The sequence below is a fragment of the Vibrio sp. YT-16 genome (assembly GCF_033337405.1).
GTDB classification, from domain to species: Bacteria; Pseudomonadota; Gammaproteobacteria; order Enterobacterales; family Vibrionaceae; genus Vibrio; species Vibrio alginolyticus.
The window spans coordinates 17,399-31,743 of the sequence record NZ_JAWOQQ010000001.1 but is presented as its reverse complement, the minus strand read 5'-3'; the positions used below and the strand labels follow the sequence as shown (position 1 = coordinate 31,743).

The 14,345-nt window shown below is 43.6% G+C and carries 13 protein-coding genes; 4 read left to right on the top strand and 9 right to left on the bottom strand.

The window, feature by feature from the left end:
• Positions 1-11: 11 nt before the first annotated feature.
• Together R7F07_RS00140 and R7F07_RS00135 are read right to left on the bottom strand one after the other, a co-directional pair.
• Positions 12-731, bottom strand: coding sequence for a 3'-5' exonuclease (locus R7F07_RS00140; protein ID WP_171343062.1), 720 nt, complete (start codon positions 729-731; stop codon positions 12-14).
• Positions 732-739: 8 nt separating this feature from the next.
• A complete protein-coding gene (locus tag R7F07_RS00135; protein WP_171343063.1) occupies positions 740-2,629 on the bottom strand; it encodes a DUF294 nucleotidyltransferase-like domain-containing protein in 1,890 nt (629 codons plus the stop codon).
• Between the two features lie 314 nt (positions 2,630-2,943).
• Here R7F07_RS00135 and R7F07_RS00130 point away from each other — a divergent pair, with 314 nt between their 5' ends.
• Positions 2,944-3,585 (top strand): outer membrane beta-barrel protein, encoded by a 642-nt coding sequence (locus R7F07_RS00130; RefSeq protein ID WP_042522781.1) that lies wholly within the window; start codon positions 2,944-2,946, stop codon positions 3,583-3,585.
• A gap of 89 nt (positions 3,586-3,674) precedes the next feature.
• Here R7F07_RS00130 and R7F07_RS00125 read toward each other — a convergent pair whose 3' ends face one another.
• The 3 genes from R7F07_RS00125 to R7F07_RS00115 form a co-directional block, all read right to left on the bottom strand.
• Positions 3,675-4,865 carry an amino acid aminotransferase gene (locus R7F07_RS00125; protein WP_042522780.1) on the bottom strand — a complete coding sequence of 397 codons (1,191 nt, stop codon included), beginning with the start codon at positions 4,863-4,865 and terminating at the stop codon, positions 3,675-3,677.
• Between the two features lie 333 nt (positions 4,866-5,198).
• On the bottom strand, positions 5,199-5,498 hold the full coding sequence (locus R7F07_RS00120; RefSeq protein WP_005376885.1) for a hypothetical protein: 300 nt from the start codon (positions 5,496-5,498) through the stop codon (positions 5,199-5,201).
• A 244-nt stretch (positions 5,499-5,742) separates the two neighbouring features.
• A complete protein-coding gene (locus R7F07_RS00115) occupies positions 5,743-5,973 on the bottom strand; it encodes a hypothetical protein (RefSeq protein ID WP_033905637.1) in 231 nt (76 codons plus the stop codon).
• Between the two features lie 246 nt (positions 5,974-6,219).
• Between R7F07_RS00115 and R7F07_RS00110 the strand changes: the two genes are divergently transcribed.
• Positions 6,220-7,611: a PLP-dependent aminotransferase family protein gene (locus R7F07_RS00110; RefSeq protein WP_171343064.1), complete on the top strand. Its 1,392-nt coding sequence runs from the start codon at positions 6,220-6,222 to the stop codon at positions 7,609-7,611.
• A gap of 98 nt (positions 7,612-7,709) precedes the next feature.
• A complete protein-coding gene (locus R7F07_RS00105; protein WP_017636102.1) occupies positions 7,710-7,934 on the top strand; it encodes a hypothetical protein in 225 nt (74 codons plus the stop codon).
• A gap of 91 nt (positions 7,935-8,025) precedes the next feature.
• Here R7F07_RS00105 and asnS read toward each other — a convergent pair whose 3' ends face one another.
• Positions 8,026-9,426: an asparagine--tRNA ligase gene (gene asnS / locus R7F07_RS00100; protein WP_017636101.1), complete on the bottom strand. Its 1,401-nt coding sequence runs from the start codon at positions 9,424-9,426 to the stop codon at positions 8,026-8,028.
• 189 nt (positions 9,427-9,615) lie between these two features.
• Positions 9,616-11,241, bottom strand: coding sequence for a methyl-accepting chemotaxis protein (locus R7F07_RS00095; protein ID WP_054729078.1), 1,626 nt, complete (start codon positions 11,239-11,241; stop codon positions 9,616-9,618).
• A 293-nt stretch (positions 11,242-11,534) separates the two neighbouring features.
• Between R7F07_RS00095 and queD the strand changes: the two genes are divergently transcribed.
• Positions 11,535-11,897, top strand: a complete 363-nt coding sequence (queD, locus tag R7F07_RS00090; protein WP_005376896.1) for a 6-carboxytetrahydropterin synthase QueD — start codon at positions 11,535-11,537, stop codon at positions 11,895-11,897.
• An 89-nt stretch (positions 11,898-11,986) separates the two neighbouring features.
• Here the strand turns inward: queD and R7F07_RS00085 are convergent, their stop codons facing one another.
• Together R7F07_RS00085 and R7F07_RS00080 are read right to left on the bottom strand one after the other, a co-directional pair.
• Positions 11,987-12,454 (bottom strand): GNAT family N-acetyltransferase, encoded by a 468-nt coding sequence (locus tag R7F07_RS00085; RefSeq protein WP_017636099.1) that lies wholly within the window; start codon positions 12,452-12,454, stop codon positions 11,987-11,989.
• Between the two features lie 94 nt (positions 12,455-12,548).
• On the bottom strand, positions 12,549-14,264 hold the full coding sequence (locus R7F07_RS00080; RefSeq protein ID WP_042522777.1) for an EAL domain-containing protein: 1,716 nt from the start codon (positions 14,262-14,264) through the stop codon (positions 12,549-12,551).
• Positions 14,265-14,345: the final 81 nt, after the last annotated feature.

Genomic DNA, 14,345 nt, shown 5'->3' with positions numbered 1-14,345 from the left:
CGTGAAGTATATTACAGCCAGAACTCACTGATGGGTTGCTCTTCACTGTAATGATGGGCGATTTGCGCTTGCAGTAGCTCTGCGGTAGCAATTGCATCGGTTAATGCATGGTGAGGCGTATAGTCTGGCAGCCCATAACGGCGTCGAGATTGCGCTAGCCGAACCGATTCTGGTTTTTTCCCTTTTAAACGCTCCCAGAGAGAGCCTGAACGTTTCTGTTGAATCGTTTCTTCAAGGTGCAGCGTATCTAAAACAGGAAACTCAATACCTTCCCCTAAACGGCTTTTGAGCGCTTTATCCAGAAACTCTCTCTCGATACGACGGTAATGAACAACAATGATTTTCCCGCTTAAGCATGGTAGCAGCTCGCTTAAGATATCGCCTAAGTCAGGCGCATCGATCAATTCGCTGTGAGTAATACCGTGTATAATGATTGAATCTTCATCGAGTGCACGCTGTGGACGTACCTTCCAATGACGCGAGTTACGTAGGAAAATTCGCTTCAGGTTAAACGGCACCAAACCAATAGTAATGATGTCATGTTTTTCAGGATTCAAACCCGTCGTTTCGAAATCTAACGCCACGAACTCCACCTCAGATAACGGTGTTTCTGGAGCAGGCGGCTTGTTGCTATAAAACGCAATTAAATTCTCATCTTTCGTCATCTCCAGCTTTTGTTCAAACTTCGTTGGCCACTGAATGGTTGGCTTTTGAAAGAGCTTTTTAATCATGCTAAACCTCACTTAAAGCTCTTGTTCGCTTGGTAGCGGAACTTAAGGAAATTTTGACCATTGCTTAGGATCTGGAATGCATCCTTTAGGTTGCGACGTTCAAACTCAGAGAGGTTTTCCGGTTCGATATTGTTATCAGGCTCAATGCCTAGTTCCACATCCGTCGCTTGGTGACGAATACGTACCATGGAAATAAATTCTAACGCGTCTTTTAAGTCTTGTGCTCGACCTTTTGGCAAAATGCCAGCGTCAATGATGTCGTCGAGACGCTCAAACGAGTTCTGTGCACGTGAGCCAACTGCCAGAGAGTGAACACGAATTAAGTCGACCAGAGGAGCAGTACCGCGGCGTTTGAGGTTGATGGAGTTGTTGTGTCTGCCATCTTTTTCCATCACGAAGTCTTTAAAGAAGCCTAGAGGTGGTGTTCTGTTTAGTGCGTTACGAGCCAAACACGCTAAGAAGCGGTTGTTCTTTCGAGCGCGACGAACAATAAAGCTAGTTAACTGTTCTGCCCATTTTAAGCGGCCATAGACACCATCCAAGTCGAAAAAGATGGAGGCGTTGAGTAGTGCTTTCGGGTTCGGGTTATCAATCCAGTCAGCAAAACACTCTTCCCACTCTGAACGAGTCATGCGCCATAGTGGGTTGGTTGCCATAATATCACCTGTGCAATATTTGTAGCCACAGGCATCTAACCCATCGCTGACGTATTTTGCTAGGGCTTCGAAGTATTTACCATGTTTCTCTTCTTGATAGGTCTCATCTAGAATGATGGCGTTATCTTGGTCAGTCACCAACAGTTGCTCATCTCGCCCCATTGAGCCAAGTGCAAGGAAACAATAAGGAATTGGCGGTGGGCCAAGCTCTTCTTCTGCCATTTCTAGCAGACGCTGTTTGAAGCTTCGGCCAATGACCGACATCGCGCTACCCACCATGTGAGAGTTGGCATCTTCATTGACCAGACGCACGAAGCTGCTTTTCACTTCTTCGGCAACAACGGCTAAATCTTCGATAGTCTGTTGTTGGAAAATACTACTCACCAACAACAACGAATTCTGAGATTCATAACGAACAATGTCGGTTGTTTCGATAATACCGATTGGTAATTGGTTTTTTACCACTGGTAGGTGATGTACGTTGTAACGCAGCATCGTTAACATTGCTTCATAGATGTAAGCGTTGTGGTCAAGAGACATGACCTCCGTGGTCATCACACTGGACACATCGTCCTGTGGGGACAAACCTTCAGCTAACACACGGGTACACAAGTCACGGTCAGTAATGATACCAAGTACTGGGGACTGTGGATCGTCTTCGTCACGAACGAAATCTGGGTCGACGATAAGTAAAGCCGATACGTTGTCATTCGCCATTTGCTGCGCGGCTTGCTGGATTGTCTGACCACGATCAATCGTATGAGCATCGCCAGTCAGCAAGGTTTTCACTTTCGACGTCGTCAGGTCATTGGCGTCTTTGTTTTCTGAAATGGCTTGGCGTAAACGAGCGCTATTTTCAACTTCAACAAAATCCGCAAAGGAATCAAAGTTATCGTAAATTTCTTGGAAAATGTCACCAGGAATACAGTAGAGCAGGGTATCCTCAATGGCTTTTACCGGAAAGCGGACTTTGTTATTGGTGAGCATGCCCATCTGGCCAAATAGGTCACCTTCGTCAAGGCGGTTATACAGCTCACCTTTGCGTCGATAAACTTCAACAACACCGCTTCGCACCACGTATAAATCTTGGATATAGTCTCCAAAATGGATGATGGGGGTATCTTCTCGGTAGTACGAGATTTCGACACTCTCTGTCACCTTGTTTATTGTTTCTTCAGGGAGTTCATTGAACGGGGGATACTTGGCGAGAAAGTTGTAAATCTCGAGAAGTTCTGCATCCATCGAAGGCGCCTTTTAGTTCGCAAATAATAAAGTAATCTTAACTTAGTTTTAAAACAGAGTCTTATCTGAACCGCGATTTTCGTGCTCAGTCATAAGATTCTGACATATCGCACGATAAGGGAGCTTCATTTTTACTACTATATGGTCACCTCAATTGAAAAAGACGTCGTCGATATGTTTTCTTCGTGATGACTGATTAGCTCTTTGGCTGTTTCAGATCGTTATCACGTCTTTAGATTAAGCTATTCTTCTTGAGCCAAGTAGCTCAGGCGATGGAATACAGTGTTTAGATAATTCTCATGAAAGGAAGTCGAATGGTGAGAAATTTATTGCTTGTTTCTTTAGCTGCTTTGCCGGCGATATCAAGCGCAGCGGTCATGCACCAAGCAGAAAAATTTGGGTACGAACACATTCATTTGGATGTTGGTGCCGGAACGACAAACGAAGAATGGTTAGATAACTCTAATGCGACCACAGTTGGACTCGGTGGTAACTATTTGTTTACTGAGAACTGGTTGTTTAATGTTGATTACTCAGCGCAGTTTTTCCATCCGGATGATTTTACTCTTCGCATTGACCGCCTTTTGTTTGGTGGTGGTTACCGTTATGGAGTTACAGAGCAATTCGATATCTACGGGCTATATGGAATAGGCGCAATCAAAGCGAAAGCGACGGACGACAAAACGGATAATACGTTGTCTTCCGATAGCGAATTGATTCAAGCTGTAACTGTTGGGGTGAATTACTTGCTCAGTGAAAAGCTTATTGCGACAGCTGAAGTGGAGTTGAACCGTAGTGATATCGTTGATGAGAACAATTTTAAGATCGGTCTTAACTACCAATGGCATAAAGTCATCGGCACTGGTCTTTTTTATCAGTTTAGAGATACTGATTACAGCGGTGAAAGCTCAGATTACGTCAATGAAGTAGGGCTGAGTTTGAAGTTTGTCTACTAGATCGGACGGGTTCGTTTTTGGCGTTAAGTTAAAACAAAAAAGGTCAGCTTATGCTGACCTTTCCTTTTAATAAAGTATGCGACAGTCGATTATAAAACCGCTGCAATGCCTTTACACAGAGGGCCCATATTTGACTTCGTCATACCAGCAACACTGATTCGGCCAGAACCGACAATGTAAATACCGAACTCTTCTTTAAGGCGGTTAACTTGCTCTTTAGAAAGACCAGAGAAAGAGAACATACCATTTTGACGTTCGATGAAACTAAAGTCTGCGTCCACACCCTCTGCTTTTAGTGTCGCTACAAATAGTTCACGCATTTCTTGAATACGGTCACGCATTTCTGCTACTTCAGCTTCCCATTCCGCACGCATTTCGGCGTTGCCAAGAATGTGAGTCACGACAGCGCTGCCGTGTGCAGGTGGGTTAGAGTAGATAGAGCGAATAATGGCTTTAACTTGAGAAAATGCGGTTGTTGCGACTTCTTCTGACTCAGCTACTAACGTGAAGGCACCTACGCGTTCATTGTATAGGCCAAAGTTTTTCGAGAAAGAGCTCGCGACTAGGATTTCTTTGTTGTACTTAGCAAAAGTACGAAGGCCTGCAGCATCTTCTTCCACACCTTTAGCAAAGCCTTGGTAGGCGAAGTCGAACAGAGGAAGCAATTTCTTCTCTGCGATAAGTTTCGCCAATGTTTCCCACTCTTCAGCCGTAGGATCGATCCCTGTAGGGTTGTGACAGCAGCCGTGTAGAAGCACGATGTCGCCTTCAGATGCAGATTGCAGATCATTTAGCATCGCATCAAAGTCTTTGTCTTTTGTTTCAGCATTGTAGTAGCTGTATTGTGCCGTTTCGATACCAGCAGCAGTAAATACGCCGTTGTGGTTCGCCCATGTTGGGTTGCTGATCCAGATCTTTACATCGCCTAGTTGACGTTTAATGAACTCGCCGGCAACACGTAGTGCACCAGTACCACCCGGAGCTTGCGCTGTTTTAGCGCGTTTTTCGTTTACAATTTCTGCATCAGAGCCGAAAAGCAGTTTTTGCACTGCAATGCCGTACTCTGCAGTGCCTTCGATGGTTAGGTAAGATTTGGTTTTTTCAGTTTCAACAAGTGCTGCTTCAGCTTTCTTTACTGTCGCAAGAACGGGAGTTTCGCCTTGCTCGTTTTTGTAAATACCTACGCCAAGGTTAATTTTGTCTGCGCGAGCATCTTTTTTAAACTCTTCAGTAAGGCCAAGAATAGGGTCAGCCGGAGCGGCAACTACTTTTTCAAACATAATCTTCATCCATGTTAATCGAAGGGGTGTGCTAACATTTATACCTTTCAGCAATATTGGTTACAACCGTTACTGAAAAGAAAACCTAAAAAAGTTGCGATTTGAAACAGAATTCTAACATAACTAAAGTTTTTGCCATGAAAACGTTTGGTAGGCACAGAGTTTGAAGGGCATTTATGCCATGGTTGGAGAAGTTTTGCACACATCCCAATCGTTTCAATTCAGTGCTTTGCGTTAACGCGTTTATAGTTGTCTAGTGAGGATTTGTTGAGACAAAAACGCCCCACCAAAGGTGGAAGCGTTTACTGTTAGAAGTATGGATATCGGTTGGGGTTATTTCTTCAGATTGATTTCCGACTCAACCGCATTGGTTTCGATGTCAGGGTTAGAAGAAAGCTTTTCAGTCGCCCAGTCATTCATATGCTTTAAGATCGCTTTTAACGCGTGCTTTTCGGTTGGTACTTCTGTCTTTTCAACTTCAAGTTTTTGCTTCGGATGCGTACCCGTCGCATCTTCTGCAACGTGTAACCAATCTGGATGCCAGTAATAAGGTTGGCCGGAAGGAGAGCTCCAAGAATGTACGCCGTTGGATTCACCTTTGTATTTAATATCTTCTTCGTTGTATTTCGCCATTATTGTTTCTCTCATAATCCATGAGTTGAGGTGTGCATCACCATTACTATTTAAATGTAACAGATGTAATGAAAATTAATGTGATAACAATCGACTTATTTTGCCCTTTGAACGCTATAGAAGGTGCGTACTTCTCATTCAGAAGAATTTACTATTTAGCAGGTTTTAGCTTTATTTGTGTTTAAAGCATACAACGATGGATTCGCCTACCTAATGCTATTCTTGAACGGTGATAGAGCCTAAACTACTTGTCATTCAAGTGTTTGAGAATCGCCGCTTTTGCATGCTCTTCTGTCGCTGTTTCTCCATCAGGGACTTCAAGGTCAGCCTTTTTGTGTTCACCCAAAGCATCTTCAGCGATATGCAGCCAATCAGGATGCCAATAATAAGGGGTGGTACTGCCAGGATGGTCCCAACTATGTACACCTTTATGTTTTCCGCGATACGAGAGATCGTCCATTGTAAAAACTTTCATCGCTTCCTCCTGATTTAAAGACCGTAGCTCGAAGTGAGTTTAACGCACTCAGTCCAACGTAAAACTATTGCAAAGATGTGAGGCAATATGTGTGTAACAGTCAAAGTATGGGATATAAACGCTCACTTCGTGGCTGAAATATCTATTGATAAGCTTGATAAATTACGTTGCTAAATTGAATACTCCCATATCAGAATGCTGGCGCGAAGTATGCTATGGTGCGGCTGTAAGTGAAATGAGGGAAACATGAACCGATACCGTCAACTGGCTGAGCTGTTCAAAACGCAGATTCAGCAAAATACATGGAGAGCAGGGGAAAAGCTGCCATCAGTGCGTGTAACAAGCCGAAACCATTCTGTCAGCGCAGGTACGGTATTACAAGCTTATCAGCTGCTCGAAGCACAAGGTTGGGTCGCAGCGAAACCTCAGTCTGGATACTTTGTAACTGCGGAGTTGGACCGCTTCGAACCGAGTTCTCCAGCCACTTCCGTTTATCGCTCCAGCATCAACGATGAACTTTACGACTACCTCAAAAATCAGGCCTCACCGAATGCGGTGAAGTTTGGCTCCGCGTTTCCAGACCCTGCATTGTTCCCATTAGAAGCGCTAAACCGCAACCTAGCCAGCTCAGGCAGGAAGATGGGGGCAGAGACGTTATTGGATAACTTGCCGCCGGGCTGTGAGTCTCTACGCCGTTTGATTGCTCAACGGTACATCCAACAAGGTATGGTGTTTACCCATGATGATATTGTCGTTACTTCTGGCGCATTAGAAGCGTTGAATTTGAGCCTTCAGGCCGTGACCCAGCCTGGAGATACTGTTGTAGTTGAATCACCGACGTTTTATGGCGCACTTCAAGCGATTGAACGTTTAGGTCTAAAGGCGATAGAAATAACGGTGGATCCGTTAACTGGACATTCAGTGGATCAAATTGAAGCGACTTTTGCCGGCAATGATGTTCGCGCATGTTGGTTAATGACTAACTTTCACAATCCAACAGGAACTTTATTAAGTGACGGGCAGAAGCAACGTATCGTCGAACTGGCTGACAAATACGATGTGTACTTGATCGAAGATGATGTGTATTCAGAGCTTTATTTTTCTGAAAAAAAGCCAAGCTCACTTAAAGCTTTTGATACACAAGAGCGCGTGTTGCATTGTGGATCATTTTCAAAAAGCCTTTGCCCTGGCTATAGGCTGGGCTGGGTGGTAAACAAACGCTTCAATGAGCAACTTCAAAAGCTGCAACTTATCTCGACGTTGTCAGGCAGTGCACCAATCCAGCAGGGTATCGCGCATTACTTGCAAAACGATAGTTATGATAGCCATCTTAGAAAACTGCGAAAGAATCTTGAGCAGCGGCAATTGGCGTTTATTGAACTGGTTGATAAGTACTTTCCCCAATCGATTCGTTACACGCAACCGGAAGGCGGCTATTTTCTTTGGATAGAACTGCCGAAAACAAAGTGCGGAAAAGCGATTTATCAGAAGTTATTGGAAGCGAACATCACTGTAGCATTTGGTCAGTTGTTTTCTATCACTCCAAATTATGAGAACTACCTGAGGCTTAATACATCGTTACCTGTAAATGATGAATTAGAACAAGCCGTGAAGACGGTCGGAGAATTACTTCATTAGCCAACTGTTTACCTGTTTTTTGCTCAAACTGTATCAGTGGACGATACCGAAGCTGTGTTTCAATCATGGGCAGACAACCATTTAGGTTAGGAGCCGTAATGAAAAAGCAGTTGGTAAAGCATGAACTTAGGTTGATGGGTGTTGCTATTTTTAGCGCATTTTTGTTGGTGTTTGCACACTTGATATTGGCGAAATCTTTCTCTCATATGGTTTGGACGGAATACACTGCTGCCGTTATCCCATTTGTGATGTTTGGCTTGTGTGTGGTTGGAGTAAAATACGCAGCGCGAGCAGATGAGGATGACGACGAAAATAACAACTAGAGTGCATACATCGGTTGCTAGAAAATCATTCGTACAAAATAAAAGACCTCCACATGGGAGGTCTTTTTAATTCAATATCACTAAAAAGTGATTAGAAGTTCGCAGAGCGAGGAGTACGTGGGAATGGGATCACGTCACGAACGTTGCCCATACCAGTTACGTAAGATACTAGGCGCTCGAAGCCTAGACCGAAGCCTGCGTGTGGCACTGTACCGTATTTACGTAGGTCGCGGTACCAGCTCATATGTTCAGGATCGATACCCACTTCACGCATACGTGCATCTAGAATGTCTAGGCGCTCTTCACGCTGAGAACCACCGATGATTTCGCCGATGCCCGGTGCTAGAACGTCCATCGCTGCAACTGTTTTACCGTCATCGTTAGCACGCATGTAGAATGCTTTAATGTCTTTCGGGTAGTTCTTAACGATTACAGGTGCTTTGAAGTGTTCTTCAGCAAGGAAACGCTCGTGCTCAGAAGACATATCGATACCCCATTCAACTGGGAATTCGAACTCACGACCTGAATCAAGAAGGATCTGGATTGCGTCAGTGTAGTCAACTTGCGCGAAGTCAGAAGAAACGAACTGCTCTAGACGAGTGATTGCTTCTTTGTCGATGCGTTGAGCGAAGAACTCAAGGTCATCGCGACACTCTGCAAGCACTGCTTTAAACACGTACTTGAGCATGTCTTCAGCCAGTTTCGCTACATCATCCAGTTCTGCGAACGCAACTTCAGGCTCAACCATCCAGAATTCTGCTAGGTGGCGGCTTGTGTTTGAGTTTTCAGCTCGGAAAGTAGGGCCGAAAGTGTAAACTTTGCTTAGCGCACAAGCGTAAGCTTCTGCGTTTAGCTGACCAGATACGGTTAGGAACGTCTCTTTACCGAAGAAGTCTTCGTTGTAGTCCACTTTACCAGCGTCAGTGCGAGGAAGGTTTTCCATGTCTAGCGTAGATACGCGGAACATTTCACCAGCGCCTTCAGCATCTGAAGCCGTGATCAACGGCGCAGATACCCAGAAGTAACCTTGCTCGTGGTAGAAGCGGTGGATTGCTTGAGATAGGCAGTTACGTACACGTGCTACTGCACCGATTACGTTTGTGCGCGGACGTAGGTGCGCAACTTCACGTAGGTACTCGATTGAGTGACGAGTTTTTGCCATTGGGTAAGTTTCAGCATCTTCAACCCAACCAACCACTTTAACGTCAGTGGCAGCAAGTTCGAAGTCTTGACCCTTTGCAGGAGATTCAACAATCTTACCAGTTACTTCAACAGAGCAGCCAGTCGTTAGCTTTAATACTTCGTCTTCGTAATTATTAAGATTATTTGGGACCACGGCCTGAATCGGGTCGAAACAAGAGCCGTCATATATGGCAAGGAAAGAGATTCCAGCTTTGGAATCACGACGTGAACGGATCCAGCCACGAACAGTCACTTCGCTGTCTACTGCTAGCTGACCTTTCAATACGTCTGATACAGGCGCGTAAGTCATGTTTTCAATATTCTCCATTGAGGTAAAAATTCAACTCAACGCTTACTTAAAGTACTTGTCTAATAACATTTTTGTTCAAAAAACAAGCTAAGCGCTGAGTTGGGTAGCATTTTACAGATTCAACGAGACATATTACCTGTCAATTCGCTCGCATCAACCTTTATATTCGTTTTGATGGGGAGAATCTCTCTATTTATTCACTCTTTTGTGCTCTGAAAGTGTGAATTGGTTTAGTAATTGCTCTAAACGTTCGGATAGATGCTCTAAATCAACACTAATATCACGCGTGTGCGATGCTGATTGTGATGTGTCGTTAGCATGCAGTGTGATCACATCTATTTTAGATTGAATATGCTGACTTACATCAGATGTGGTTTGCGTCTGGTTTTGGATATCTTCTGCATGTCTGAGCACTTGGCGCATTTCGTCAACAACGTTATGCATTGTGGCTGATAGTGCCTCGACATCGACAGAGCGTTGATGAGCAAACTGGCAGACGGTATCAACAGAAGTTAATGACTCTTCACTTCCTTGCTGGAATTGAGAAATGATATGTTCAATATTACCAGTGGCTTCAGCCGTCCTAGAAGCCAGGTTACGCACTTCTTCCGCGACGACCGCAAAACCGCGTCCTTGCTCTCCGGCACGGGCGGCTTCGATAGCAGCATTCAACGCGAGCAGATTGGTTTGTTCTGCAATACCCTTAATAACCACAAGAATGGACGACACTTCTTCGGTTCTTTGATTTAGAGAGCTGATTTTTTCCCGTACGGTATCAATGTTACTTACTAGTTGTTTGATGTCTTCACTGACGTTGTGTGCTTGGCTTGCACTATGAGTGGCGACATCAACGGTGTGATTGACCAAAACAGTAGCGTTGTTAGTCGAGTCCTCAACCGCAGTTTGTTGCTGCAACATATCGGTGATATTACTTTGTACTTCGTTGGTCTCTAGCTGTTGGTTATTGGCCGCTTTATCTGTGGACTGCGCGACAGCAGTTAGTTTACTCGCGGAGTCGGCAAGTGAGTGAGAGGTGTCTTGCACACGTTCTAAGCTTTCGGAGACCGTATCCATGAATGAATTGATTGCTGTAGAAAGTTGGCCCACTTCATCCTGTTGGTGATGCATAAGTCGTTGAGATAGATCTTTGCTATGGCTCACATTCGACATGAATTTCGACGTTCTTTGAATTGGTCGTACAATGATTTTTTGAATCAAACTCATCGTTATGATGAAGCCCACAAATGCGATTACGGCCATTATTCCCATCGCAAACATTGCCTGTTTACTGATCATTGAATTGACATGATTCATGTTGTATTCCAAGCGAATTGCGCCCAACACTTCTCCTGCTGGTGCAACGTGGCAAGAAACGCAGTTGGTGCCACGGTAATTTTCGCTCGATTTCATTGGTAGCGCGACTACTAACCCTTTGCCCCAATCGGCTGAGATTGGTTCAATCACCAGTTCACCATTCAACGCTCGTTGATCAATATCATCGACAGGCTGCTGGTTTTGTTGCCCAGGTCCGTAAAGTTTGGTCACAGCGTCAGCTCGCAACACGCGAACTGCTTCAATGCCTTCTTGGGCCAGGGCCTTTTGACGTAAGGTTTCTTTTTGCGACATGGTGCCCGTAAGCATCATCATATTTAGGCTGTCGAAATAATTACTAGCCTTATCATGGAGTTGTTCACTAAGAACATCATTGATTAAGGTTTTTTGTTGATGGTATTGGTAAGCCGTAGAGGCAGCTAGAACGCAGCTGAAGACAGCAATTAACGCCAGTAAGAGCTTAAAAGTGATAGTTGAGCGCATAAATTTATAAGTGTAATTGGAACGAACTGCACAATATTAATGTGCACAAATGCGCACTGCGAACAACGAAATGAATGATTGTGACCCCACACATGTTGGGGATATGTAATTGTGATGTGAGTGCTGTGTAATCAAATGTTTGGCGCGTGACAGAAATACGGCGCTTTGGTGTGAGTGATAGCAAAGAGGCCGGGAACTAGCGGAAGTTTTTGCTACGCTTGTATGGGGTAACGCTTGTCTCTTGGCAGCGAATTCCTTAGTATTGCCTGTCTTTTTAAAGCCTGAGAATCAAGATGAAAACAGAATTATACAAAGAGTTTATGTTCGAAGCAGCACACCATTTGCCACACGTACCAGAAGGTCACAAGTGTGGTCGTTTGCACGGACACTCTTTCCTTGTTCGTCTTTATGTAGAAGGTGAAGTTGATCCACATACAGGTTGGGTAGTGGATTTTGCAGAGATCAAAGCTGCGTTTAAACCAATTTACAATCGCTTAGACCATTACTACCTAAACGACATTGAAGGGTTAGAGAACCCGACTAGCGAAGTGTTAGCAAAATGGATTTGGCAGCAGCTTAAGCCAAGCTTACCACTGCTAAGTAAAGTAGAAATCAAAGAAACGTGCACAGCGGGTTGTATTTACAAAGGCGAATAAGTCACTTTCTATTGAGCATTAAACAAAGGCAAGCGAGAAGCTTGCCTTTGTTGTATCTGAATGGCCCAATTTTGATTATGCTTCACCAGTTAGCTTAATGGGTGTCGTAGAATCCATTCTTTTTCATTATCACCCAATGTTGTTTCCTCTGTATTAATGAATCCGCACGCATCAAAAAAACTGATAGCGTATTGCTGACTTTGTGGAACAGTGGCGCAAAGAGAGGTGCTTTTAGGGTTAATGGTATACGCATAAAGGAACAGTTTACGCAATGCCTCACTCCCTACCCCTTGACGTTGGAAACGTTGATCAATCATCAAGTACTTAAGCTCCAGTTCGTATCGTTTAGCAAACGGCGCATGTTGGGAGAAACCTTTATCGATAACAAGATAGCCTACTAATAGATCATCAGAATAAATCGTAAAGAACGCCTCTGACTTACTACGTTTTTGATAAGCCATTTCAAACGGTGTAAAAAATCCTTTTTGCTCTTCTTGCACATCCAATTGCATCAAACTTGAAAAATCTTTCAGTTTGGTGGGTTTAATCGCAATCATCGCTCAATCACAAATTGGCGGCATACCTTTATGCCACCACGAGTTTTTATAGAGTATTAGATCTATTTTAAGTAACTAACCGAGTGAAGAAAAGCTAGCAATGAAGAGGGTAATAATAACCTTGGTGAATATAGGCGCCCAATGTTGTGAGTAAGTGAGCACTGTCTGCCGTTTCTACGCCTTCAACAATGACCGTGCAGCGATACGTATTGCCCATAGCAATTAACTGACGCAAGGTTTCTATCTTTTTATCATCAGATTTTAGGCCAATAACAAATTCTCGGTCGATTTTGAGGTAGTCCGGATTCAGCTTGCTGATAAGCGCCACATTATTATTGCCGGTGCCAAAGTCATCAATACTGATTTTACAATCCAGAGCTTTTAGTTTCGCGACATTGTCATAAATCTCAGAGGTATAGTACATCGATGCATTTTCTGTGATTTCGATTGTCAGCAAACGGCAATCCCGATTAGATAGCTCTCTATATAGGATTGAAAAGTTACGCCCTCGCAGCAAAGAAGGACAAACGTTAATGCTAATAGGGATGGGCAACGCTTTTTGTTTGGTGTAGATGGAATCAATCACCAGTAAGGTATGAGTTAGCAGCAATCCATTGCGGATCAGTGTTTCAATAAACCGTTGCGTATTTTTTACCTTAAACCGGGAGAGGGCTTCGTAGTGCACAATCTTTTGTGCCGAAGTGTTATAAATCGGCTCCAGTTTTATTTTGAACTGTCGAATTGCGCACAAGTAAGCCATAAAGGCTTGTAGGGAGCGGTGACGCAGTATAATGAGAAAAAGTAAGCTCAGTAGAATGATACTTTGAAACGGCCCAGAGATGTAATACACCTCTTTATAGCCACTATTCTTTACGTGATAATTGAAAAAGCGTTCATTGGTGTTACCAATCTCTAACGACGTTCCGGTATTCGTTGATAGCTTCATACCGGAAAGAAAAAAACGTGAAATATGATTTTCAACATTGTCGGATAAGTTAATGTTTTTAACACGAACCAAAACAGTTGCGTTATTTAAGTCAAATGATTGGGTAGTGTAATTGCTATTGTTACTCCACTCTTCAAACGCTTTTTTGCTGACAGGGACAACGGTTTCTGGAGTGACTAAGCATCGAATATTGAAACGATCTAGCATCATGCTCGACTCCACCAACTTCACATTATCAAATAGTGACTTCAGTTCGCTTTCATTAGCAAAGCAACTCCTGCGGGAAAGGTTCTCTGCAATTTCGAAGGCGTTATCCAGATAATTATGTTTAACGATGCTGTTTATCGCGTAGTAACAGATAGCAAAGAAAATGATCGCAGTGATCAACACAACCCACATTGCTTCTGAATAGATCTTTTTATTACGCAGGCAAATACGAAGCGCTTTGCGAAGACTATTGGTTGTGTATTGATTGATCTTCTGTTGATGTTCGATGCCATTCTGATGGTTGTTTTGCATAGTAAAAGGAATGAAGTATCCGGTCCGGTGAATGTTTTCGATAATGTTTTTGTTAGTGGTTAAATGTTCTTCCGTGAGCTTGCGAAATTTCTTTCTTAGAGCGGCCACCGCGTTTTTAAAGCCATTTTCAGGCAGTGTCATTTTGTATTGTTGAGTGATTTTGCTTTCTATTAACCGCTGACTAATCGGCGTATTTAAACTGCCGTATGTGGCGATAGTTGACAGAATGGCGTACTCATTTGGGTTGACAGGAATGGAGTGGTGGAGTGACTGATTGAGCTCTAGAGATATTTCGTTTTCGGACAAGCAAACGCAGATTTGGTTTCCAATTTCAAACCTAATCATGTGTTGATGTGCTCCAAGTTTAATTTTTGGCTACGTTATCAATAAAGCTAGGGAAGAGATGTGATTTTTTACTGAGATATC

Coding starts and splice junctions, on each gene's coding strand:
- R7F07_RS00085 (WP_017636099.1), bottom strand. CDS start 12,454: ATGATTGCGATTAAACCCACCAAACTGAAAGATTTTTCAAGTTTGATG.
- R7F07_RS00125 (WP_042522780.1), bottom strand. CDS start 4,865: ATGTTTGAAAAAGTAGTTGCCGCTCCGGCTGACCCTATTCTTGGCCTT.
- R7F07_RS00140 (WP_171343062.1), bottom strand. CDS start 731: ATGATTAAAAAGCTCTTTCAAAAGCCAACCATTCAGTGGCCAACGAAG.
- R7F07_RS00130 (WP_042522781.1), top strand. CDS start 2,944: ATGGTGAGAAATTTATTGCTTGTTTCTTTAGCTGCTTTGCCGGCGATA.
- R7F07_RS00120 (WP_005376885.1), bottom strand. CDS start 5,498: ATGGCGAAATACAACGAAGAAGATATTAAATACAAAGGTGAATCCAAC.
- R7F07_RS00105 (WP_017636102.1), top strand. CDS start 7,710: ATGAAAAAGCAGTTGGTAAAGCATGAACTTAGGTTGATGGGTGTTGCT.
- R7F07_RS00095 (WP_054729078.1), bottom strand. CDS start 11,241: ATGCGCTCAACTATCACTTTTAAGCTCTTACTGGCGTTAATTGCTGTC.
- R7F07_RS00080 (WP_042522777.1), bottom strand. CDS start 14,264: ATGATTAGGTTTGAAATTGGAAACCAAATCTGCGTTTGCTTGTCCGAA.
- R7F07_RS00110 (WP_171343064.1), top strand. CDS start 6,220: ATGAACCGATACCGTCAACTGGCTGAGCTGTTCAAAACGCAGATTCAG.
- queD (WP_005376896.1), top strand. CDS start 11,535: ATGAAAACAGAATTATACAAAGAGTTTATGTTCGAAGCAGCACACCAT.
- R7F07_RS00115 (WP_033905637.1), bottom strand. CDS start 5,973: ATGAAAGTTTTTACAATGGACGATCTCTCGTATCGCGGAAAACATAAA.
- asnS (WP_017636101.1), bottom strand. CDS start 9,426: ATGACTTACGCGCCTGTATCAGACGTATTGAAAGGTCAGCTAGCAGTA.
- R7F07_RS00135 (WP_171343063.1), bottom strand. CDS start 2,629: ATGGATGCAGAACTTCTCGAGATTTACAACTTTCTCGCCAAGTATCCC.